Raw genomic sequence first — 19,757 nt, 5'->3', positions numbered from 1 at the left:
GAGAATGATGAAGCGACACTTGATCGCCGGCGCGCTCGCGCTGGCTGCCGGTACGGCTGCGGTCCCAGGGGTGTCCGCGCACGCCGACAGCCCTGCGGCGAACACCACGGTGGCCGAGGCCCGGCGCGCCACGGCGAAGTACCACGACGTGGGTGTGGCCGTCGCGGACGGCTACGTGCCCGTCACCGCATGCGTCCAGCTGCCCGGCGTGGGTGGCATGGGCATCCACTACCTGAACAGGGCCCTGGCCGCGGACCCCGCGATCGTCGCGGACCGGCCCGAGGAGCTGCTCTACGCGCCCGACGACGACGGGCGGCTCCACCTCGTGGCGGTCGAGTACTTCCGGGCCGACGCGGACCAGGACCTCAGCACGGACGGCGACCGGCCCGCCCTGGCCGGGATCCCGTTCGACGGTCCGATGGCCGGCCATGCACCGGGGATGCCGATCCACTACGACCTGCACGTCTGGGCCTGGCGGGCCAATCCCGCCGGCACGTTCGCGGAGTGGAACCCCGACGTCCACTGCTGAGCTGCGTGACCGGCCGGATCGGGGAGGTCCGGCCGGTCGCGAGCGGGGCGGGACCCGGTCAGACGCGGACGCCCAGGGCGTCGAAGATCTTGGTGGCGACGTCGTCCTGCGTGCCGGTGCCGTCGACGGTGACGAGCAGGCCGCGGGCGGCGTACTCGGTGAGGAGGGGAGTGGTCTCCTCGGCGTACACCTGCTGGCGCCGGCGGATGACGTCCTCGGTGTCGTCGGCTCGCTGGTCGATCTCGGCGCGCCGGAGCAGGCGCTGCACCAGCTCGTCCTCGGCCACGGCCAGGGCCACCACCGCGTCGAGCGCGACGCCCAGGTCAGCCAGCACCTTGTCGAGCCACGCGACCTGGTCGAGCGTGCGCGGGTAGCCGTCCAGCAGGAAGCCCTGGCTGCAGTCGTCCTCCGCGAGACGGTCGCGGACCATCTGGTTGGTGACGTCGTCGGGGACGTACTCGCCGGCCTCCATGTAGCGGCGCGCCGTCTGGCCCAGCGTGGTGCTGGCCGCCACGTTGGCGCGGAAGATGTCGCCGGTCGAGATCGCCGGGATGCCGTAGTGCTCGGCGATCGCGATGGCCTGCGTGCCCTTGCCGGCGCCCGGCGGGCCCATGATCAGGATGCGGTTCACGAGACTTCCCTTTCACTGTGCGGGTGGTGGGCGGCCTCGCCGTTGGGGCCGTGCGGCAGGTGATCAGGGTCGGGGACGTGCGCGACGCGGGCCGCGTGGATGCGGGCGTGGGCGATCGCTTCCGGGGTGGTGTCGAAGAGGTGGTGCTCGCTCGCGAGCTGGTCGTAGACGCCGAGGCTGGCGAGCACCTGCTCCTGGTGCGCGCGTACGCCGGACAGCAGCACCGTGATCCCGCGGGCCTCGAGGCGGGTGATGGTGTCGGCCAGCACGGCCGCACCGGTCGCGTCGATCGAGCTGATCCGCGACATCCGCAGCACCACGACGCGCACGTTGCTGACCTCGGACAGCTCGAGCAGGAAGTCGTGCGCGGCGGCGAAGAACAGCGGGCCGTCGAGGCGGTACACCACGATCTGCTGGTCGAGGAGGGCACGCTCCTCGTCGCCGTGGTCGCTCGCGTCCAGGGGCCCCGCGTCGAGCGGCTCCTCGTGGAGGGTGGCCGAGAGTGCCGCCTGGCGGAGGGCGAACGCACCGGCGACGACGAGGCCGAGGATCACCGCGGTCACGAGGTCGGCCAGGATCGTCGCGGCCGCGGTGATCACCAGGACGGCGGCGTCTCCGCGGGTCGAGCGCAGCAGGGCAGCCACACTCGAGACGCGCACCATCTGCCCGGCGGTCGTGATCAGCACGCCGGCGAGCGCGGCCAGCGGGATGTCGGCCACCCAGCGCGACGCGACCAGCATGACCAGGAGCAGCACGATCGCGTGGGTGACGGCGGCGAGCCGTGTCGAGGCGCCGGCGCGGACGTTGACGGCCGTGCGGGCGATCGCGGCCGTGGCCGGGATGCCGCCGAACAGTGGGCTGGCCAGGTTGGCCAGTCCCTGCCCGAACAGCTCGCGGTCGGGGTCGTGGCGCTGGCCGACCGACATCGCGTCGGCGACGGTGGCCGACAGCAGGCTCTCGAGAGCGGCGAGGGCGGCCACCGCGATCGCGGGGAGCAGCAGGGCGTCCAGGTGCGCCCAGGGGATGTGCGGCAGCGACGGTGCCGGGAGGGTCGACGGCAGCGCGCCGATCGTCTCGGCGTGGAGGCCGAGGGCGGAGTTGGCGGCGGTGGCCAGGGCCACCGCGAGCAGCGCGATCGGCAGCGAGGGCCGGAAGCGGGTGACCAGGAGGATCAGCGCGGTGACCGCACCGGTGAGGCCGAGGGCCGCCCAGTGCGGTGAGTCGACCCACGCGGCGACCGCCCGGGCTGCGAGCGCCACGGCCTTCTCCGCGTGCACGTGGACGCCGAGCGCGGCGGGGACCTGCTGGAGCGCGATGATCACCGCGATCCCGAGCGTGAAGCCCTCGACCACCGAGACGGGGACGTAGCGGATGAAGCGGCCCAGGCCGGCGTACGCGAGGCCGATCAGGATCAGGCCCGCCAGCAGCCCGACCACGAGGACGCCGTCGCCTCCGTAACGGGCGATGATCGGCACGAGCACCACGGTCATCGCGCCGGTGGGACCGCTCACCTGCAGGTTGCTGCCCCCGAAGACCGCCGCCACGACGCCGGCGACGATCGCCGTGACCAGCCCGGCGCCGGCGCCCATGCCCGAGCTGACCCCGAAGCCGAGCGCCAGCGGCAGGGCGACCAGACCGACCACGAGGCCGGCGAGGAGGTCGCCCGCAGGTCGGCGCGTGGCGGCAGCCCACTCCGAGCGACGGGGGAGGAGGTGGACGTTCACCGAGCGCTCTTCGCCGGGGTGAGCTCCGGCTCCAGGTCGCCCTGGACCGCGGCCAGGTTCGTGATGATCTGCCGGGCGGTCACCAGGAAGTCGCGCACCTCCGGCACACTCAGCGAGTAGACGACCTCGCCGTCGTGGCGCCGGGAGACGACCAGCGCCGTACGACGCAGCACCGCCAGCTGCTGGGAGAGGTTGCTCGGCTCGATCGCGATCCGGTCGAGCAGCTCGTGGACCGCGTGGTCGCGCTCGCTCAGCAGCTCCAGGATGCGGATCCGGGCGGGGTGTCCGAGGGTGCGGAGGAACTCGGCCTTGGCCTGGTACAGCGGGATCGGCACGCGCTCGCCTTCTTCGAGATTTTGCATGTGAAGAACTCTTCATATACTACAAGACGTCGTGGTGGGCGTCGAATCCGGCGAGAGCGCGACGGCGGCGTGATCCGGCTCGCACTTTAGGTAAGGCATCCCTAAGTCGATGTTAGGCTGGGTCGATGGGGAAGAAGGTGCTGCTGCCGAAGACGGAGTGCTGCGTCTCGACCACGCGCTGCGACCGCTGCCCCATCCGCATGCTCAAGGACGGCACGCTTCCGGCCGGATACGGTGTGCGCAAGCGCCAGCTGGTGCGGCTCGACGCCGACGGCAAGAAGGCCCGGAAGATCAAGAAGTCCGACCTCGTCGCCGCGCTGCGCGTGGGGAAGAACAAGAAGGGCCACAAGAAGTCGGGCAAGAAGAAGCTCGCCGCTTGACCTGGCCCCGGACCGGGGAGGGACCCGACGTGACCGCACCGCGCTTCGCCGAGCAGCTCAACGAGCAGATCGGCCACGAGTTCGCCGCGCATCAGCAGTACGTCGCCTGCGCGATCCACTACGACGCGCTGACCATGCCGCAGATGGCCGCCTTCTTCTACGCGCAGGCTCTCGAGGAGCGCGACCACGCCATGATGATGGTGAAGTTCCTGCTCGACACCGACTGCGAGGTGCGCATCCCCGGCGTGGCCGCTCCCGAGACCAAGTTCGCCGACGTGGTCGCCCCGGTCGAGCTCGCTCTCGCCCAGGAGAAGCGCGTCTCGGAGCAGATCTTCGGCCTCACCCGCACGGCCCGCGACGAGAACGACTTCGCCGCCGAGCAGTTCATGCAGTGGTTCATCAAGGAGCAGGTCGAGGAGGTCTCGACCATGAACGACCTGCTCACGGTCGTGACCCGCGCGAAGGACGACATCGAGGCGATCGAGGAGTACGTCAAGCGCGAGCAGAGCGCCGCCGGCACCGACCCCACGGCTCCCGCGATGGCGGGTGCCTGACCGGGGCGTGGCAGTGCGCAGGCTCTTCCTCGGGGTGCTGACGGCCGTCCTCCTGCTGGGCGGCCCGGTTTGCGTGCCCGTGCAGGCGGCGAGCCCCTACGGCTCGGTGACCGGCATCAGCGGGGTGCTGTACGACGACTGCGGCTCCTACCCGTTCCGGTACTCCGTCGACGTGCCCGGCGGGGGCGACTACCGGGCGTTGAACCTGCAGCTGGTCGCGCCCGACGGATCGCAGGCCGACACGGCGTACGTCGTCCCGGACGCCAACCTGGCCTCGGGGACCGGCGCCTTCCGGCTGTGCCGGCCGACCGACCCCTACGGCACCTACACGATCCGCGGCACGGTCGAGTGGGCACCCACCGTGGATGCCGCCAAGACCTCCGCCCCGCTCGACGACGCGCACTTCACGATGCGCAAGCCGTCGAGCCGCACGTCGGTGGCGGCCTCGACCCGGCGGCCGGCGTACGGGCAGGTCGTGGCGTACCGGTTCCGGTCGCTGCTCGAGGAGCCCTCCGGCTACGCCCCTGACGCGTTCGCGTGGGTGCACCTCGAGAAGCGGGTCGCCGGTCGCTGGGTGCGGGTCAAGGGAGGCCGCGCGATGACGCACGGCACCGGCGCCGTCACCGTGCGGCTCCGCTACCTGGCCCACCACCACCGCACCTGGCTGCGGGCCGTCACCGAGCCGTCCCCCCGCTACGCCCGCTCGGTCTCGCCACCCCTCCGCCTCTGGTGACCGCCCGTCGAGTTGGGTGAAACCGCCCTTCGAGTGGGGCTGAACCGACCAGGGTGAGGCCGCTTTCCCCCGACTCACGGGGCGGTTTCCCGCAACTGAACGGGTCTAGATCCAGCGGTGGAACCAGATCCGCTCGATCCACTGGCTCTGGGTGAGCAGGCCGTCGGTGTAGATCGGCCAGAACCAGGCGAAGTTCACGATCACCGCGAGGACGACGGCGCCGGCCGCGGCCGCCCCGACGGTACGACGGGTCGACCCCGCCGGGGCCCGCCCGAGGATCTCGCCGAGCAGCAGGGTCGCGCCCAGGATCAGGAACGGCTCGATCACGATCGCGTAGTAGCTGAAGATCGGCCGGTCGTCGTACCGGACCCAGGGCAGCCACGTGACCAGGGCGCCGACGACGACGATGCCGTAGCGCCAGTCGCGCTTGCCGACCCAGCAGACGGCCGACCAGATCAGCGCGATCGTGGAGAACCACCACAGCGCGGGCGTGCCGAGCAGCAGCACCTGCCGCAGGCACGTCTCCGAGCCGGTCGCGGTGCAGCCCTGCGCGCCGGCGGCGATGTTGAGCTGCGCGTCGACGCCGACCGGACGGTTGAGCACCAGCCACCCGAGCGGGTTGGACTGGTAGACGTGCGTGGAGTGGTTGAGGAACTTCGTGTGGAACGTGTAGACGTCGTGGTGGTAGTGCCACAGCGAGCGCAGCGACTGCCACAGCTCGGGGAAGAACCCGTGCGCGTCGTGCTCGATGTACGAGCCCCAGTACGGGCCGTACTGCGTGTGGGAGAGGTGCTGCTCGTAGACGCTCGCGTGCAGCAGCCAGCCGGTCCACGAGGCGAGGTAGACGAGCAGCGGCAGCACCACGAGGTACGCCGCGATCGGGACGAGGTCGGTCAGGGCCGCGCGGAGCCACACGGCGTCGGGGCCGATCCGGCGACGCGCGAGCGGGCTGCGCAGGAACGAGACGATCACGACGACGGCGCGCACCAGGCCCGTGCGCACGCCGAAGGATCGGCGCGCCCCGGAGCACCAGACCAGCACGAACACGCCGAACGCCACCCACGGGTACACCGCGGCCCACTTCGTGCCCAGCGCCAGCCCCCAGAAGACGCCGGCGGCGAGCAGCCACGGCCGCCACCACAGCCGGGGGCCGACGCCGGTGAGCGGGCGCTGCGCCCGGGAGAGCCGGGCACGGAACCAGTCCCGGTCCGCGACGACGCAGCTGAGCGCGCAGAGGGTGAAGAACGCGACGAAGATGTCGAGCAGCGCGAGCCGGGAGAGCACGAGCTGGAGCCCGTCGAAGCACATCAGCAGTCCGGCCACCAGCCCGAGGAGGGTGGACCCGGTGATCCGGCGGGTCAGCCGGATCATCACCAGGACCATCAGCGAGCCGACGATCGCCGAGGCGAGCCGCCAGCCGAACGGCGTCATCCCGGCGACCAGCTCGGCGAGCCCGATCAGGTACTTCCCGACCTCGGGGTGCACCACCATGCTCGGGTCGCTGGTCCAGAGCCCGTGCAGGTTGCCGGAGAGGATCTTGTCGTTCGCGTCGGACACGTAACCCGTGACGTAGCCGTGGTGGACCAGCGACCAGGCGTCCTTGGCGTAGTAGGTCTCGTCGAAGAGGAACGCCTTGGGGTCGTCGAGGTTCCACAGCCTGAGGAAGGCGGCCAGCAGCGTGACGGCGGCCGTGCCGGCCCAGGCGATCACCGGGTCGCGGTCGACGGCGCGCGGACGCGCCCGCTCGGCTGCGGGCGGGACGACGTCACCGGTCGCCGTCCGGGAGAGGGTCCCGGGGAACGTCACCGTGGGCACGGCGTCGACTCTAGGGGAGCGACCTGAGCGTCGCCGACCCTGACATGATCGGGGCCGTGACCACCCCCGAGTCGACCGGCGTCCTCGTCCTCGCCGGTACGCCGATCGGCCGCGCCGACGACGCGCCGCCCCGGCTCGCGCAGGAGCTCGCGCGTGCCGACGTGGTCGCGGCCGAGGACACGCGCCGGCTCAAGCGCCTGACCTCCGACCTCGGCGTCGAGATCGCCGGTCGGGTGGTGTCGTACTTCGAGGGCAACGAGGAGGCCCGGACACCGCAGCTGCTCGAGGCGCTCGAAGCCGGCGAGCGGGTCGTGCTGGTCACCGACGCCGGCATGCCCAGCGTGTCCGACCCCGGCTACCGGCTCGTGACCGCCGCGGTCGAGGCCGGGATCCTGGTCACCTCCGTGCCCGGCCCGTCGGCGGTCCTCACCGCGCTCGCGGTCAGCGGGCTGCCGGTCGACCGCTTCTGCTTCGAGGGGTTCCTGCCCCGCAAGGCCGGGGAGCGAGCACGTCGGCTCGAGGCGCTCGACGAGGAGCCGCGCACGATGGTGTTCTTCGAGGCGCCGCACCGGACGCAGGCGACCCTCGAGGCGATGGCCGAGGCGTTCGGCGCCGACCGGCGGGCGGCGGTGTGCCGCGAGCTGACCAAGACCCACGAGGAGGTACGCCGGGGCGCACTCGGGAGTCTGGCCGCCTGGGCCGCCGAGGGCGTCCGTGGCGAGGTGACCGTCGTCGTCGCCGGGGCGGTCCCGGCCGAGCCGACCACCGATCCCGACACGCTCCGTGCCCTCGTGTCGTCCGAGGAGGCCGCGGGCGTGCCCCGCAAGCAGGCGATCGCCGACGTCGCGCGCCGGTCCGGCGTACCGAAGCGGCTCGTCTACGACCTGGTGCACAAGGCGTGAGGGGCCGTTCGTGACGTCGCAGGAGCGGCGGCCGAAGGGTGACCGCCGCGGAGAGCGCCCCGAGGCGCCCGAGCCCCTGCCGCACCCCGTGGTCGACAACCACTGCCACCTCGACATCCCCGCCCACGACGGCCCCGGGGAGCCGGTGCCGGTGGCCGAGGCCCTGGCCAGAGCGGCCGCCGTCGGCGTGCCGAGGATCGTGCAGATCGGGTGCGACCTGCCGGGCGCGCGGTGGGCCGTCGAGGTGGCCGCGGAGCACGAGGACGTCGTCGCCGGCGTCGCGCTCCACCCCAACGACGCCGCCCGGCTGGATGCCGCCGGCCGGCTCGACGACGCGCTGGCCGAGATCGCCGACCTGGCCACGCACCCGCGGGTGCGCGCGGTCGGCGAGACCGGGCTCGACCGGTACCGCACGGGCCCGGACGGCCACGACGCCCAGGTCCGCTCGTTCCGCCGGCACATCGAGCTCGCCGCGACGCTGGACAGGACGCTGGTGATCCACGACCGCGACGCCCACGCGGACGTCCTGCGCGTGCTCGACGACGTCGGAGCGCCGCCGCGCTGGGTCATGCACTGCTTCTCCGGCGACGCCGCCTTCGCCGAGCAGTGCCTCGAGCGGGGCGCGTACCTGTCGTTCGCCGGCACGGTCACCTTCAAGAACGCCGAGGACCTGCGCGGCGCGCTCCAGGTCACCCCGCTCGACCGGATCCTGGTCGAGACCGACGCGCCGTTCCTCACGCCCGTGCCCCACCGCGGCCGGCCGAACGCGTCGTACCTGGTGCCGCTCACGGTCCGGGCGATGGCGGAGACGCTCGGTGCCGACCTCGAGACGCTGTGCCGGGCGATCGAGGCCAACACCGACCGGGCGTTCGGGGCCTCCTGGGGCGCTCGCGCGCGCTGAGCGCGCACCGAGCGACCGCAGGACACGCCGGGAGAAACCGTCCGAATCGGGTGAGATACCCCACACGGCCCGCGGGGATCGCGTGCTAGCGGTTTGCTAACTCGCTGCTAGCGATGGCAGGGTCGAAGGCTGTTGGCCGGGAGCGGGAGACAGACACTTCCGGTCCTCTGCCTCGAATGCGCGGCTCGCCGCGTCGGCAGAGGACCCCCGCGGCCCGGGAAGCACGAACATCGGAGCAGCGTGCCCCCCACGCCCTTCACCACGACCAGGACCACCCACCTCAAGGCCGCCCTCGCGCACCTGACCGGCAGCCGGACCTTGCTGTTCAGCCTGGTCGGCGTCATCGGCTTCGCCCTCGCCGGCACCGTCGGGTACTACTCCCTCAGCCGCGAGGTCACCCTCTCCGTCGACGGCCGGGCGCACACCGTGCGGACCTTCGGCCACGACGTCCGCGGCGTGCTCGCCGGGCAGGGCATCACCCTGCACGCGCGCGACGTGGTCGCCCCGTCGCCGGACAGCGCCGTCGAGAACGGCACCCGGATCACGGTGCGCTACAGCCGGCCGCTGTCGGTCGACATCGACGGCACCCGGCACACCTACTGGACCACCGCGACCGAGGTCGCCTCGGCTCTCGACGAGCTCGGCATCCGCTTCGCCGGTGCCGACCTTTCTGCCAGCCGTAGTGCGACGATCGACCGCCAGGGCATGGCACTGCGGATCACCACGCCGAAGTCGGTCGTCGTGAAGCTGGGCCGCGAGAAGGCCCAGTCGGTCGTGCTCGCCGCGGCGGACGTGCGTGATCTGCTCGACCGGCTCGGTGCGACGTACGACGGCGACGACCTGGTCAAGCCGGGCCTCGACGCGCCCCTCGCCGACGGCGAGCGGATCGTGCTGACGCGGGTGCAGGTCAAGCAGGTGCACGTGCCCGACGAGGCCGTGCAGCCGCAGGTGGTCGAGCGCAAGGACGACACCCTGTACGCCGGCGACACCCAGACCGTCCGTCAGGGCACCCCGGGCGTGCGCGACGTGACCTACCAGGTCGTGCTCCACAACGGCCGGGTGGTGAGCCGCGAGGTGCTGAGCCAGAACGTGATCACCCCGGCAGTCCCGACGATCGTCAAGGTCGGCACCAAGCCCGCGCCGAGCGTCTCCGGCGGCAGCGTGTGGGACCGGATCGCCCAGTGCGAGTCGGGCGGCAACTGGCACGCCAACACGGGCAACGGCTACTACGGCGGGCTCCAGTTCAACCTCGGCACCTGGCGTGCGTACGGCGGACCCAGCCGGCCCGACCTGGTGAGCCGCGAGCAGCAGATCGCGATCGCCGAGAAGGTCCGGGCCGCCAGCGGCGGCTACGGCGCCTGGCCGGTCTGCGGCAAGCAGGCCTGATCCCCGAGTCGAGGACGAGCGGGCACGTGCGGCGCACGTGCCCGCTCGCCGTACCCTTCTCGACGTGACTGACGACCGCGCCGACGCAGGGGTCCGAGCGCCCCGGTTGCTCGGTCCGTCCGAGGTGCGCGCGCTCGCCGCGGCCCTCGACCTGCGACCGACCAAGCAGCGCGGGCAGAACTTCGTGATCGACGCGAACACGGTGCGCCGGATCGTCGCCGACTCCGGCGTGACCGGGAACGACGTGGTGCTGGAGGTCGGACCGGGCCTGGGCTCCCTGACCCTGGCCCTCCTCGCCGTGGCGCGGCGGGTCGTCGCGCTGGAGATCGACCCGGTGCTCGCCGCGGCCCTGCCGGCCACGATCGCCGACCGGGCACCGGACCAGGTCGACGCGTTCGAGGTGGTCCTCGCGGACGCGCTCCGCGTGACCGACGTGCCGGGCCCGCCCCCCACCGCGCTGGTCGCCAACCTTCCCTACAACGTCTCGGTCCCGGTGCTGCTGCACCTGCTGGCGTTGCTGCCGTCCCTCGAGCACGGGCTCGTCATGGTGCAGTCCGAGGTGGCCGACCGGCTCGCCGCCGTCCCCGGCTCGAAGGCGTACGGCGTCCCGTCGGTCAAGGCCGCCTGGTACGCCGACGTGCGCCGGGCGGGCGCGATCGGGCGCAACGTCTTCTGGCCGGCCCCCAACGTCGACTCCGGGCTGGTCGCCTGGACCCGCCGTGAGCCCCCGGCGACGACCGTGACCCGCACGCAGGTGTTCGCCGTGATCGACGCAGCGTTCGCCCACCGGCGCAAGGCGCTGCGTCCCTCGCTGCGCGACCTGGCCGGCTCCGCGGAGGCCTCTGAGCACGCCCTCGCCCGGGCCGGCGTCGACCCGATGACCCGCGGGGAGGCCCTGCGGATCGAGGACTTCGTGCGGATCGCCGAGGCGCTGTCGGAGGTGGCCGCGTGACGGTGACCGTGCGGGCTCCCGCGAAGATCAACCTGCACCTCGGCGTCGGCCCGTCGCGCGAGGACGGCTACCACCAGCTGGCCACCGTCTACCAGGCGATCGGCCTGTACGACGACGTCACCGCCACCGAGGCGGACGACTGGTCGGTCTCCGTCACGGTGACCGCCGACCTCGACGCGTCCGAGGTGCCGCTGGACGGCAGCAACATCGCGATCCGCGCCGGACACCTGCTCTGCGCCCACCACGGGATCGAGCGCGCGGCGCGGCTGGAGATCGCCAAGAGCATCCCGGTCGCCGGCGGCCTCGCCGGCGGCAGCGCCGACGCGGCCGCGGCGCTGGTCGCGCTGGACCGGCTCTGGGACCTGCAGACCTCCGACGACGACCTGCTCGCGATCGCCGGCCGGCTGGGCAGCGACGTGCCGTTCGCGCTGGTCGGCGGCACGGCGTACGGCACCGGTCGCGGCGAGCTGGTCGAGCCGGTCACCGACCACGGCCACTGGTGGTGGGTGGTGGTGCCCAATGCCGTCGGGCTGTCCACGGCCGCCGTCTACGCGGAGTACGACGCGCTCGGGCTCGGCGAGCACCTGCGCCCCCCGCAGGGGCTCTTCTCCGCGCTCGCCGAGGCGCGGCCCGAGAGGCTGGCCGCCGAGCTGCACAACGACCTCGAGCCGGCCGCCCTCGAGCTGCGACCGGACCTGCTCGACATCCGTCACGAGATCGAGACCGCCGGCGGGTACGCCGCCCTCCTGTCCGGCTCGGGCCCGACCTGGCTGGCGCTGGCGGGCGACGCCGACCACGCCCGGGACGTCGCCTCCGAGCTGGCGCGCGACCACGACGTGGTGCTGTGTGCGCCCGGGCCGGTCGCCGGCGCGCACGTGGTGACCTATGCCTAATCTCGTCAACCTCGAGAAGGTCTCGAAGTCCTACGGCGTCCGGATCCTCCTCGACGAGGTCAGCCTCGGAGTGGGGGAGGGCGAGCGGATCGGCGTCGTCGGTCGCAACGGCGACGGCAAGACCACGCTGCTCAACCTGCTGGCGGGCCGCGTCGAGCCCGACACCGGCCGGGTGTCGCGGACGCGCGGACTCCACGTCGGGTACCTCGACCAGCGCGACCTGCTCGACGACACCCACACCGTGCGCGAGGTCGTGCTCGCCGGCAAGGCCGACCACGAGTGGGCGGCCGACGCGACCACGCGCGAGGTCGTGGAGGTGCTGCTCGCCGGGATCGCCCTGGACCGGGTCGTGCACACGCTGTCCGGCGGCGAGCGGCGGCGCTGCGCGCTGGCCCGGCTGCTGCTGGAGCCCGACGAGCTGCTGATCCTCGACGAGCCGACCAACCACCTCGACGTCGAGGCGGTGGCCTGGCTGGCCGAGCACCTGCGCCGGCGTACGTCTGCGCTGGTGGTGGTGACCCACGACCGGTGGTTCCTCGACGAGGTCTGCGAGCGGACGTGGGAGGTCCACCCCGGTGCGAACGGCGCCGGTGTGGTCGACTCCTACGACGGCGGGTACGCCGCGTTCGTGCTGGCCAAGGCCGAGCGCCAGCGGCAGGCGGCCGCCACCGAGCAGCGCCGGCAGAACCTCGTGCGCAAGGAGCTGGCCTGGCTGCGCCGGGGCGCTCCCGCACGCACCTCCAAGCCGAAGTTCCGGATCGACGCCGCCAACGAGCTGATCGAGGACGAGCCGCCGCCGCGCGACCGGCTCGCGCTCGAGCGGTTCGCGACCCAGCGCCTGGGCAAGGACGTCGTCGACCTCGAGGACGTCGACCTGGTGCGCGGAGACCCTTCGGCAGGCTCAGGACAACGGCGCACCCTGCTGCGCCATGCGACCTGGCGCCTCGGACCCGGGGACCGCGTCGGGGTCGTCGGGGTCAACGGCGCCGGGAAGACGTCCGTGCTCAACCTGGTCGCCGGCACGCTCGCGCCGACCGCCGGCCGGGTCAAGCGCGGCCGCACCGTCGCCCTGGAGCACCTCACCCAGGACGTGACGCCCGAGGACCCCGAGGCACGGGTGCTCAGCACGATCGAGGAGGTACGCCGCGTCGCCCGCACCGCCGGCGGCCAGGACCTCTCGGCGACCTCGATGCTGGAGCGGTTCGGCTTCACCGGTGACCGCCTGACCGCCCGGCTCGGCGACCTGTCCGGCGGTGAGCGGCGGCGGTTCCAGCTGTTGAAGATCCTGCTCGCCGAGCCGAACGTGCTCCTCCTCGACGAGCCGACCAACGACCTCGACATCGAGACCCTGACCGTGCTCGAGGACTTCCTCGACGGCTGGCCGGGCACCCTCGTCGTGGTCTCGCACGACCGGTACTTCCTCGAGCGGGTCACCGACACGATCTGGGCGCTCCTGGGCGACGGCACGATCGGGATGCTGCCCGGCGGCGTCGACCAGTACCTCGAGATGCGCCGCACGGCGTCGTCGGAGCCCACGGTCGTCGTCCCGCCTCCGGCGGTTGAGGTGCGAGCGCCAGCGAGCCTCGAAACCACCGGTGTCACGACGGCCCGCGTCGGCGGTGCCGACGAGCGGGCGGCGCGCAAGGCCCTGGCCCGGATCGACAAGCAGCTCGAGCGGATCGCGGTGCAGGAGGCGGCGCTGAACGGCGAGCTCGCCGCGGCCGCCAGCGACTACACCGCGCTCGCGGAGCTCTCCGAGCAGCTGCGCCTGGTGCAGGCCGAGAAGGAGGCGCTCGAGACGGAGTGGCTCGAGGCCGCCGCGATTCTCGAGTGACGGCAGCCGCGTCCGGCCCTACCGTGGTTCCGTGATCTCGCTGGACCAGGTCCTGACCTTCGGCATCGCCGCGTTCGTGATCATCGTGATCCCGGGACCGAGCGTCGTCTTCACCATCGGCCGGGCGCTGGCCTACGGGCGCGGGGTGGCGCTCGCCACCGTCGCCGGCAACACCCTGGGCCTCGTCACCATCGTCGCCCTCGTCGCGCTCGGGCTCGGGGTGGTCGTCCAGGAGTCGATCGTCGTGTTCACGGTGCTCAGGCTCGCCGGCGCGGCGTACCTGGTCTGGCTCGGCTACGAGGCCGTGCGGAGGCGCAAGGAGTTCCTCTCGGGTGCGCCCGCCGACCCCGTCGGCACCCCGATGACGTGGACCCGTGCGGTGCGGCAGGGGTACGTCGTCGGCGCGTCCAACCCCAAGGGCTACATGATGCTGGCCGCCGTGCTGCCGCAGTTCGTGGACCGCGCAGAGGGGCACGTGCAGCTGCAGATGCTGATGCTCGGCCTGCTCGCCACGACGATCGGCCTGCTGTCCGACAGCACCTGGGCGCTGGTCGCGTCCCAGCTGCGGCTGTGGTTCAACCGGTCGCCCCGGCGGGGCGAGGCGATGGGCGCGGTCGGCGGCGTGTCGATGATCGGGCTGGGTGTCGGCCTGGCGGTCACCGGCCAGCCGCGCTAGCCGTCGGTCGGCTCGGTCTCGCGACGGCGGACCTTCGCGCCGAGACCGAAGTCGAGCTCGGTGCGCCGCGGCACGTGCCCGAACTCGTCCTGGGCGCTGCGCCACTCCTGGCCCGCGAGCAACGTGCCCAGGACCCCCGCGACCAGGCCCTGCACCGCGGTCAGCGCCTCGCCGGCGGTCGAGTACGCGCGGATCGTCCGGTACGCCTCGTGCTCGCCGACCAGGGCGCGGCCCACGAACCCCCAGTTGTCCGAGGCCGGTGCCGTGTCGATGGTGATGAACAGCTCGTCGGCCATCGGGCCTCCTCACGCGTCGTCGGTCCGGCCGCGTGCACCTGCACCGACCAGACCTCCTTCATGGTAGGCGCAACCAGGGAGCCGTGGGGGAGCGGTGCCCGCCCTCCGGCGAACCTCCTTCGTCGGCCGCTCCGGCAGCGCTAGGCCTCCGCGGGCGTCTCCGGACGATCGGCGGCCGCACCGATCACGCCGGCGAGCAGGCGCTGCCGGGTGCGGGCGCCGGTCTTGGCCAGCACGGCCTTCGCGTGGTCGGTCACCGTGTGCTCGGACAGGAACAGCTGTCCGGCGATCTCCCGGGTGTCGAGCCCGACGACGAGCAGGCCCAGGATCTCCGACTCCCGGCCGGACAGCCCGTGGGCCCGCGAGAACAGGTCCATCCGCTCGGTGGCCGTGGAGGGCTCGATCGAGACCGCGACGTCCTGGCCCAGCCGCGAGGCCCGGACCGTGACCCACCGGTTGCCGCCCAGGTGCACCCGGCACCACGGCTCGCCGACCGGTACGCCGGACTCCTGGGCGATCAAGGCCGCGCCGACGTTGTACGCCGCCGCGGGGATCGGCGGGATCGGCTCGTCCGGCGGGAGCAGGCGCATCAGTGCGGTCGCTGCCGCGTCGGTCTGGCTGCGGACGGCGAGGTCGGGGCCGAGCACCAGGACGGCCGGACCGGTCGCGCCCGGAGCGGCGGCCGGCTCGGCGAAGGTTCGCGCCACCGCCCGACGCAGGCCGGTGGTGATGGCGGGAGCGACCGCGGTGAGCACGTCGAGCTCGGCCCGGGTGAACGGGTGCGCGGTGCGCAGCAGCTCGAGGAAGCCCCAGGAGCCGAAGCGGTCACCGAACGCGACCGACGCCGAGTCGACGATGCCGAGGTCGCGCTGGACGTGCAGCCAGACGAGGGAGTCCTCCGGTGACTGCGTCGCGGTGAGCAGTGAGGCCGCCGGGTGGCCGAGCAGGTGGTCGGAGCGGTTGACCTGCGTGAGGTAGCGCCACCGGATCAGCTCCGGCAACCGGTCCCACGGCAGCATCGGCACGTCGGCATGGGGCGACGACGCGACGTTGGTCACCGGGTCGGTGAGCGCGAACACGTGACCGTCGTACGGGACGTGGGGGCGCAGCTCACCGAGGAGAGCCTCGCGCAGCTCCTTGGCGGTCAGGCTCCGGGCGCACACGGCTTCGGCTCGGCGCACCAGGTCCTCGGTCGTCCCCACGCCCCGAGCGTAGGTGCGCGCACCGCGAGCCGGACATCCCCCGGATCAGGGATGGTCGGCCCGGGGCGCCGCACCCACGCTGGATCGAGAGGGTCCGCACCGACGGGCCCGTCCGAGCCGAGGAGCCAGCCATGCCCAGCCTGCACATCGAGAACACCGTCCACGACTTCGAGGAGTGGAAGGCGGTCTTCGACAAGTTCGACCGGTTCCGCGCGGAGAAGGGTGTGCGCGCCTACCGGATGCAACGCCACGTCGAGGACCCGAGCCGGGTCGCCGTCGACCTCGACTTCGACACGGTCGAGGAGGCGGTCGCCTTCCGGGGCGCCCTCGTCCAGATCTGGCAGACTCCGCAGTCCCAGCAGCAGCTGGTCGCACACACTCCGCCCGACCTCTACGAGCTCGTGGAGCAGCAGGGCCGGTGAGAGTCAGCGCAGTGGTTCCATGAGGCGCTTCAGCAGCGCGGCCAGCTCGCGGCGCTCTGCCGTGGTCAGCTCGCCGAGCAGGTCGCGCTCCTTGTCGATCAGCGAGTCGAAGGCGCCGTCGACGGCCCGCTTGCCCGCTGCGGTGAGGCCGACGAGCACGCCGCGCCGGTCGTGGGGGTCGGGAGAGCGCTCGACCAGTCCGCGCTCACCGAGCCGGTCGATCCGGTTGGTCATCGTGCCGCTGGTCACCATGGTCTCCCGCAGCAGCTGCCCGGGGCTCAGCCGGTAGGGCTTCCCGGCCCGGCGCAACGCGGCGAGCACGTCGAACTCCCACGGCTCGATCGCCTGCGCGGTGAAGGCCTCCCGCCGGGCCCGGTCGAGGAGGCGCGCGAGTCGGCTGATCCGGCTGAACACCTCGACGGGACCCAGGTCGAGGTCGGCCCGCTCGCGCTGCCAGGCCTCGACGAGGAGGTCGACCTCGTCGGCGCCGGACTCCGGTCCCGTCATGGGTTCATGGTAGTGGAAAGATTCTTGACATCGAGACAATCCTCGCCGAAACTATCTTGACGTCAAGATATCTGGGAGGTCGCCATGACCCACCGCTGGGACCCGGAGCGCTACCTCGTGTACGCCGACGAGCGCGGTCGTCCGTTCTTCGAGCTGCTGGCTCGCGTCCGTGCCGAGCAACCGGCCCTCGTGGTCGACCTGGGCTGCGGGCCGGGCGGCCTGACCGCCTCGCTCGCCGAGCGCTGGCCGGGCGCGCGGGTCGTCGGCGTGGACGCCAGCGCGGAGATGATCGAGCGAGCCCGCGAGCAGGCCGGGCCGGTCGAGTTCGAGGTCGCCGACCTGCGGACCTGGCTGGCCGACGCGACGCCGGCCTCGGTGGACGTGCTGGTCTCGAACGCCACGCTGCAGTGGGTGCCGGGGCATCTCGCGCTGATGCCGGCGCTGGTCGAGGCGGTGTCGCCCGGTGGCTGGTTCGCCTTCCAGGTGCCGGGCAACTTCGACGAGCCCAGCCACACCCTGCGCGCCGACCTCGCGGCCCAGGAGCCCTACGCCGCCTGCACCAGCGACGTCGCGACGCCCGACGCCCACGACGCCCGCACCTACCTCGAGGTGCTCGCCGGGCTCGGCTGCGTCGTGGACGCCTGGGAGACCACCTACCTGCACGTGCTGCACGGCGAGGACCCCGTGTTCGCCTGGGTCAGCGGCACCGGGGCGCGACCCACGCTCCAGGCGCTCGAGGCTGCCGATCCGGCATTGCGGACGCGGTTCGAGGCGGAGTTCAAGGAGCAGCTGCGGGCGGCGTACCCGCAGAGCGACGCCGGGCAGGGCGTGGTGCTGCCGTTCCGGAGGGTCTTCGTGGTCGCACGCACGGCGGAGTCGGCATGAGGCTCCACCACGTGCAGGTCAGCTGCCCGCCCGGTGGGGAGGACGCCGCTCGCCGGTTCTACGCCGACGGGCTCGGCCTGGTCGAGGTGGCGAAGCCGGCGGCGCTGGCCGGTCGCGGTGGCTGCTGGTTCCGTGCGTACGACGCGCAGGGGCACGTCACCGCCGAGATCCACGTGGGGGTCGAGGAGCCGTTCACCCCGGCCCGGAGGGCGCATCCGGCGCTGCTGCTCGACGACGTGGGCGCCCTCGATCGCCTGGCCGCGCGACTGCGCGCGGCGGGTCACGAGGTCGACACCCGGGAGCGGGCGACGTTCGACGCCTACCTGCGGTTCCACACCACCGACCCGCACGGCAACCGCGTCGAGGTGCTCGCCGCCCTGGACTGAACTGCCCTGGCCTCGTCCGCAGGACACCCGCGCTCCCACCGGGGAACCGCGCGGGCGGCCGGACGCCGAGCAGCTCAGCTCACCGCGTCCAGGCGGAGCCAGTCGGCCCGGGCCGTCACCCCCGTGTCGGTGTTGTCGGTGAAGAAGCCGTCCACCCCCGCCTCCAGGAACGCGCGCACCTCCGCGTGCGGGTCGCCGGGTGCGGCCGGGTGCGGGGAGGTCCGGAAGCTGGTCGCCATGAACTGCTTCTCGTTGCGCAGGGTCCAGGCGTGCACGAGCAGCCCGGCGTCATGGGCCTGCGCGACCAGCGGGCTCGGGCGGTTCACGCGTCCCGCGTCGTCCCGCGGGAGGACGAGGTCCTTGTGCACACCGATGGCGTCGGCGTACGCAGCGACCTCGAAGAGCCCGGCGGGCGAGACCAGGTCGCGGTAGCTGCGCGGGTCGTCGGCCAGCACCCGGTCGAACGGCCTCCCGTCGGCGTCGACGAGCTGGACCAGCGGCAGCGACGTCATCGTCCGGAGCCAGCGGAGGTTGGTGACCTCGAAGGACTGCAGGAACACCGTGCTCCCGGGTCGGTCGAGGTGGTGCCGGGCGAGCGCGTCGAGCAGCGGCGGCTCGAGGCTCAGCCCGATCGAGGCGAAGTAGGTGGGGTGCTTGGTCTCGGGGTAGACGCCGATCGACCGACGCAGCCGGCGGCTCTCCGAGACGACCAGCTCGAGCACCTCGTCGAACGTCGGCACCTCGAAGCGGCCGTCGTACGCCGCGTTGGCGGGCCGCACCTGCGGCAACCGCTCCTTGGCCCTCAGGGTCTTGAGCTCGGCGAGGGTGAAGTCCTCGGTGAACCAGCCGGTGACCAGGGCACCGTCGACCCACTTCCTGGTCCGGCGGCCGGCGAACTCCGGGTGGTCGGAGACGTCGGTGGTGCCGCCGATCTCGTTCTCGTGGCGCGCGACCAGCACGCCGTCCTTCGTCGAGACCAGGTCGGGCTCGACGTAGTCCGCACCCAGGGCGATCGCCAACCGGTAGGACTCCAGCGTGTGCTCGGGCAGGTGCCCGGATGCGCCACGGTGCGCGATCACGATCGGGGTGCCCAGGGCAGGTCCGGCCGGGACGTCCGACAAGGCGGTGCTGCCCGCTCGTGCAGGGATCTCCATGGCCCACAGCGAACCGGCCGGACCTGACCGGACGACGAGGTGGAGGTGAAGCGTGGGTGCACATCGGCCCCCGGTTCGGAGTCGCCGACTGGGTCGCTCGGGGGTCGCTCGGGCGGCGCCGATCCGCCACGATGACGGGCATGATCGATCACTTCGGCATCAACTGCGCGGACATCGAGGCCAGCAAGCGGTTCTACGACGGCGTGCTCGCTGTGCTCGGGCACGGGCGGATCATGGAGTACGGCGACTTCGTCGGCTACGGCAGCGACGGCAAGCCGGACTTCTGGATCGGCCGGTACGACGACCAGCCGCCGGTGCAGCGCGAGATGCACCTCGCCTTCACCGCTCCTGACGCCGCGACGGTGCGCGCCTTCCACGAGAAGGCAGTCGAGCTCGGCGCCGAGTCGCTGCACGAGCCGAGGATGTGGCCGGAGTACCACCAGGGCTACTACGGCGCCTTCGTGCGCGACCCGGACGGCAACAACGTCGAGGCGGTCTGCCACCGGGCAGCTGAGGGCGACTGAGCTCGGTGTCGTCGAGGTCCGCCTGCGGCGGGCTTCGTGTCACCGGGTCTGGGTGCCTGTCGGGCGGGTGTGGGGGTGGCCGGTGCCGGGTGCTTGTGCCTGCGGCGCT

Annotated in this window: 23 protein-coding genes; 15 read left to right on the top strand and 8 right to left on the bottom strand. The window is 72.7% G+C overall.

What is annotated here, in order from left to right; translation table 11 throughout:
* The first annotated feature begins 7 nt into the window (after window positions 1-7).
* Window positions 8-529, top strand: a complete 522-nt coding sequence (locus tag EFL26_RS21060; protein ID WP_221177090.1) for a hypothetical protein — start codon at window positions 8-10, stop codon at window positions 527-529.
* Between the two features lie 58 nt (window positions 530-587).
* Here the strand turns inward: EFL26_RS21060 and EFL26_RS21055 are convergent, their stop codons facing one another.
* The 3 genes from EFL26_RS21055 to EFL26_RS21045 are packed head-to-tail and all read right to left on the bottom strand — an operon-like array spanning window position 588 to window position 3,219.
* Entirely contained in the window at window positions 588-1,160 is a 573-nt protein-coding gene (locus EFL26_RS21055) for an adenylate kinase (RefSeq protein WP_425464122.1), read from the bottom strand.
* On the bottom strand, window positions 1,157-2,884 hold the full coding sequence (locus tag EFL26_RS21050) for a SulP family inorganic anion transporter (protein WP_123224887.1): 1,728 nt from the start codon (window positions 2,882-2,884) through the stop codon (window positions 1,157-1,159). Before EFL26_RS21050 ends, EFL26_RS21055 begins: the two co-directional genes overlap by 4 nt.
* Window positions 2,881-3,219 carry an ArsR/SmtB family transcription factor gene (locus EFL26_RS21045; RefSeq protein ID WP_123224886.1) on the bottom strand — a complete coding sequence of 113 codons (339 nt, stop codon included), beginning with the start codon at window positions 3,217-3,219 and terminating at the stop codon, window positions 2,881-2,883. Before EFL26_RS21045 ends, EFL26_RS21050 begins: the two co-directional genes overlap by 4 nt.
* A 152-nt stretch (window positions 3,220-3,371) precedes the next feature.
* Between EFL26_RS21045 and EFL26_RS21040 the strand changes: the two genes are divergently transcribed.
* The 3 genes from EFL26_RS21040 to EFL26_RS21030 are packed head-to-tail and all read left to right on the top strand — an operon-like array spanning window position 3,372 to window position 4,913.
* Window positions 3,372-3,626, top strand: a complete 255-nt coding sequence (locus EFL26_RS21040) for a hypothetical protein (protein WP_123224885.1) — start codon at window positions 3,372-3,374, stop codon at window positions 3,624-3,626.
* A gap of 29 nt (window positions 3,627-3,655) precedes the next feature.
* Window positions 3,656-4,180 (top strand): ferritin, encoded by a 525-nt coding sequence (locus EFL26_RS21035; protein WP_123224884.1) that lies wholly within the window; start codon window positions 3,656-3,658, stop codon window positions 4,178-4,180.
* A 7-nt stretch (window positions 4,181-4,187) separates the two neighbouring features.
* Complete coding sequence (locus EFL26_RS21030) at window positions 4,188-4,913, top strand: hypothetical protein (RefSeq protein WP_148046794.1); 726 nt, start codon at window positions 4,188-4,190, stop codon at window positions 4,911-4,913.
* 105 nt (window positions 4,914-5,018) lie between these two features.
* Here the strand turns inward: EFL26_RS21030 and EFL26_RS21025 are convergent, their stop codons facing one another.
* Entirely contained in the window at window positions 5,019-6,728 is a 1,710-nt protein-coding gene (locus EFL26_RS21025; protein WP_246000318.1) for a dolichyl-phosphate-mannose--protein mannosyltransferase, read from the bottom strand.
* A gap of 56 nt (window positions 6,729-6,784) precedes the next feature.
* Between EFL26_RS21025 and rsmI the strand changes: the two genes are divergently transcribed.
* The 7 genes from rsmI (at window position 6,785) to EFL26_RS20990 (ending at window position 14,272) form a co-directional block, all read left to right on the top strand.
* Window positions 6,785-7,630 (top strand): 16S rRNA (cytidine(1402)-2'-O)-methyltransferase, encoded by an 846-nt coding sequence (gene rsmI / locus EFL26_RS21020; protein WP_246000317.1) that lies wholly within the window; start codon window positions 6,785-6,787, stop codon window positions 7,628-7,630.
* A gap of 10 nt (window positions 7,631-7,640) precedes the next feature.
* Window positions 7,641-8,531, top strand: a complete 891-nt coding sequence (locus EFL26_RS21015) for a TatD family hydrolase (RefSeq protein WP_123224881.1) — start codon at window positions 7,641-7,643, stop codon at window positions 8,529-8,531.
* 240 nt (window positions 8,532-8,771) lie between these two features.
* Window positions 8,772-9,917 (top strand): resuscitation-promoting factor, encoded by a 1,146-nt coding sequence (locus EFL26_RS24950; RefSeq protein ID WP_148046793.1) that lies wholly within the window; start codon window positions 8,772-8,774, stop codon window positions 9,915-9,917.
* Window positions 9,918-9,981: 64 nt separating this feature from the next.
* Complete coding sequence (gene rsmA / locus EFL26_RS21005; RefSeq protein WP_123224879.1) at window positions 9,982-10,869, top strand: 16S rRNA (adenine(1518)-N(6)/adenine(1519)-N(6))-dimethyltransferase RsmA; 888 nt, start codon at window positions 9,982-9,984, stop codon at window positions 10,867-10,869.
* A complete protein-coding gene (locus EFL26_RS21000; RefSeq protein WP_246000316.1) occupies window positions 10,866-11,762 on the top strand; it encodes a 4-(cytidine 5'-diphospho)-2-C-methyl-D-erythritol kinase in 897 nt (298 codons plus the stop codon). Before rsmA ends, EFL26_RS21000 begins: the two co-directional genes overlap by 4 nt.
* Complete coding sequence (locus tag EFL26_RS20995) at window positions 11,755-13,596, top strand: ABC-F family ATP-binding cassette domain-containing protein (RefSeq protein ID WP_123224878.1); 1,842 nt, start codon at window positions 11,755-11,757, stop codon at window positions 13,594-13,596. The genes EFL26_RS21000 and EFL26_RS20995 overlap by 8 nt, the downstream gene beginning before the upstream one ends.
* Before the next feature lie 31 nt (window positions 13,597-13,627).
* A complete protein-coding gene (locus EFL26_RS20990) occupies window positions 13,628-14,272 on the top strand; it encodes a LysE family translocator (protein WP_123224877.1) in 645 nt (214 codons plus the stop codon).
* Here the strand turns inward: EFL26_RS20990 and EFL26_RS20985 are convergent.
* Window positions 14,269-14,568: a hypothetical protein gene (locus EFL26_RS20985; protein ID WP_123224876.1), complete on the bottom strand. Its 300-nt coding sequence runs from the start codon at window positions 14,566-14,568 to the stop codon at window positions 14,269-14,271. The genes EFL26_RS20990 and EFL26_RS20985 overlap by 4 nt on opposite strands.
* Window positions 14,569-14,708: 140 nt before the next feature.
* Window positions 14,709-15,770, bottom strand: a complete 1,062-nt coding sequence (locus tag EFL26_RS20980) for a helix-turn-helix transcriptional regulator (RefSeq protein WP_221177089.1) — start codon at window positions 15,768-15,770, stop codon at window positions 14,709-14,711.
* 131 nt (window positions 15,771-15,901) lie between these two features.
* On the opposite strand from EFL26_RS20980, the gene EFL26_RS20975 reads away from it, so the two are divergent.
* Window positions 15,902-16,192 carry a hypothetical protein gene (locus tag EFL26_RS20975; protein WP_123224875.1) on the top strand — a complete coding sequence of 97 codons (291 nt, stop codon included), beginning with the start codon at window positions 15,902-15,904 and terminating at the stop codon, window positions 16,190-16,192.
* Window positions 16,193-16,195: 3 nt separating this feature from the next.
* On the opposite strand, the gene EFL26_RS20970 is transcribed toward EFL26_RS20975, so the two are convergent.
* On the bottom strand, window positions 16,196-16,699 hold the full coding sequence (locus tag EFL26_RS20970; RefSeq protein WP_123224874.1) for a MarR family winged helix-turn-helix transcriptional regulator: 504 nt from the start codon (window positions 16,697-16,699) through the stop codon (window positions 16,196-16,198).
* A gap of 84 nt (window positions 16,700-16,783) precedes the next feature.
* Here EFL26_RS20970 and EFL26_RS20965 point away from each other — a divergent pair, with 84 nt between their 5' ends.
* Both EFL26_RS20965 and EFL26_RS20960 read left to right on the top strand, forming a co-directional pair.
* Complete coding sequence (locus EFL26_RS20965) at window positions 16,784-17,584, top strand: methyltransferase domain-containing protein (protein WP_123224873.1); 801 nt, start codon at window positions 16,784-16,786, stop codon at window positions 17,582-17,584.
* Window positions 17,581-17,970, top strand: coding sequence for a VOC family protein (locus EFL26_RS20960; protein ID WP_123224872.1), 390 nt, complete (start codon window positions 17,581-17,583; stop codon window positions 17,968-17,970). The genes EFL26_RS20965 and EFL26_RS20960 overlap by 4 nt, the downstream gene beginning before the upstream one ends.
* 74 nt (window positions 17,971-18,044) lie before the next feature.
* Here EFL26_RS20960 and EFL26_RS20955 read toward each other — a convergent pair whose 3' ends face one another.
* The gene (locus EFL26_RS20955) at window positions 18,045-19,124 is read right to left on the bottom strand and encodes a glycerophosphodiester phosphodiesterase (protein ID WP_123224871.1); all 1,080 of its coding nucleotides are present in this window, start codon (window positions 19,122-19,124) and stop codon (window positions 18,045-18,047) included.
* A gap of 140 nt (window positions 19,125-19,264) precedes the next feature.
* Here EFL26_RS20955 and EFL26_RS20950 point away from each other — a divergent pair, with 140 nt between their 5' ends.
* Window positions 19,265-19,648 (top strand): VOC family protein, encoded by a 384-nt coding sequence (locus EFL26_RS20950; RefSeq protein ID WP_123225127.1) that lies wholly within the window; start codon window positions 19,265-19,267, stop codon window positions 19,646-19,648.
* The last annotated feature ends 109 nt before the right edge of the window (window positions 19,649-19,757 follow it).

Origin of the sequence: Nocardioides pocheonensis, assembly GCF_003725535.1 — a bacterium.
Classification (GTDB): Bacteria; Actinomycetota; Actinomycetes; order Propionibacteriales; family Nocardioidaceae; genus Marmoricola; species Marmoricola pocheonensis.
The sequence above is the reverse complement of the archived record's forward strand: the minus strand, read 5'-3'. Positions and strand labels throughout refer to the sequence as shown.

Coding starts and splice junctions, on each gene's coding strand:
- EFL26_RS21060 (WP_221177090.1), top strand. CDS start 8: ATGAAGCGACACTTGATCGCCGGCGCGCTCGCGCTGGCTGCCGGTACG.
- EFL26_RS21040 (WP_123224885.1), top strand. CDS start 3,372: ATGGGGAAGAAGGTGCTGCTGCCGAAGACGGAGTGCTGCGTCTCGACC.
- EFL26_RS20995 (WP_123224878.1), top strand. CDS start 11,755: ATGCCTAATCTCGTCAACCTCGAGAAGGTCTCGAAGTCCTACGGCGTC.
- EFL26_RS20985 (WP_123224876.1), bottom strand. CDS start 14,568: ATGGCCGACGAGCTGTTCATCACCATCGACACGGCACCGGCCTCGGAC.
- EFL26_RS20975 (WP_123224875.1), top strand. CDS start 15,902: ATGCCCAGCCTGCACATCGAGAACACCGTCCACGACTTCGAGGAGTGG.
- EFL26_RS20970 (WP_123224874.1), bottom strand. CDS start 16,699: ATGACGGGACCGGAGTCCGGCGCCGACGAGGTCGACCTCCTCGTCGAG.
- EFL26_RS20965 (WP_123224873.1), top strand. CDS start 16,784: ATGACCCACCGCTGGGACCCGGAGCGCTACCTCGTGTACGCCGACGAG.
- EFL26_RS20960 (WP_123224872.1), top strand. CDS start 17,581: ATGAGGCTCCACCACGTGCAGGTCAGCTGCCCGCCCGGTGGGGAGGAC.
- EFL26_RS20955 (WP_123224871.1), bottom strand. CDS start 19,124: ATGGAGATCCCTGCACGAGCGGGCAGCACCGCCTTGTCGGACGTCCCG.
- EFL26_RS20950 (WP_123225127.1), top strand. CDS start 19,265: ATGATCGATCACTTCGGCATCAACTGCGCGGACATCGAGGCCAGCAAG.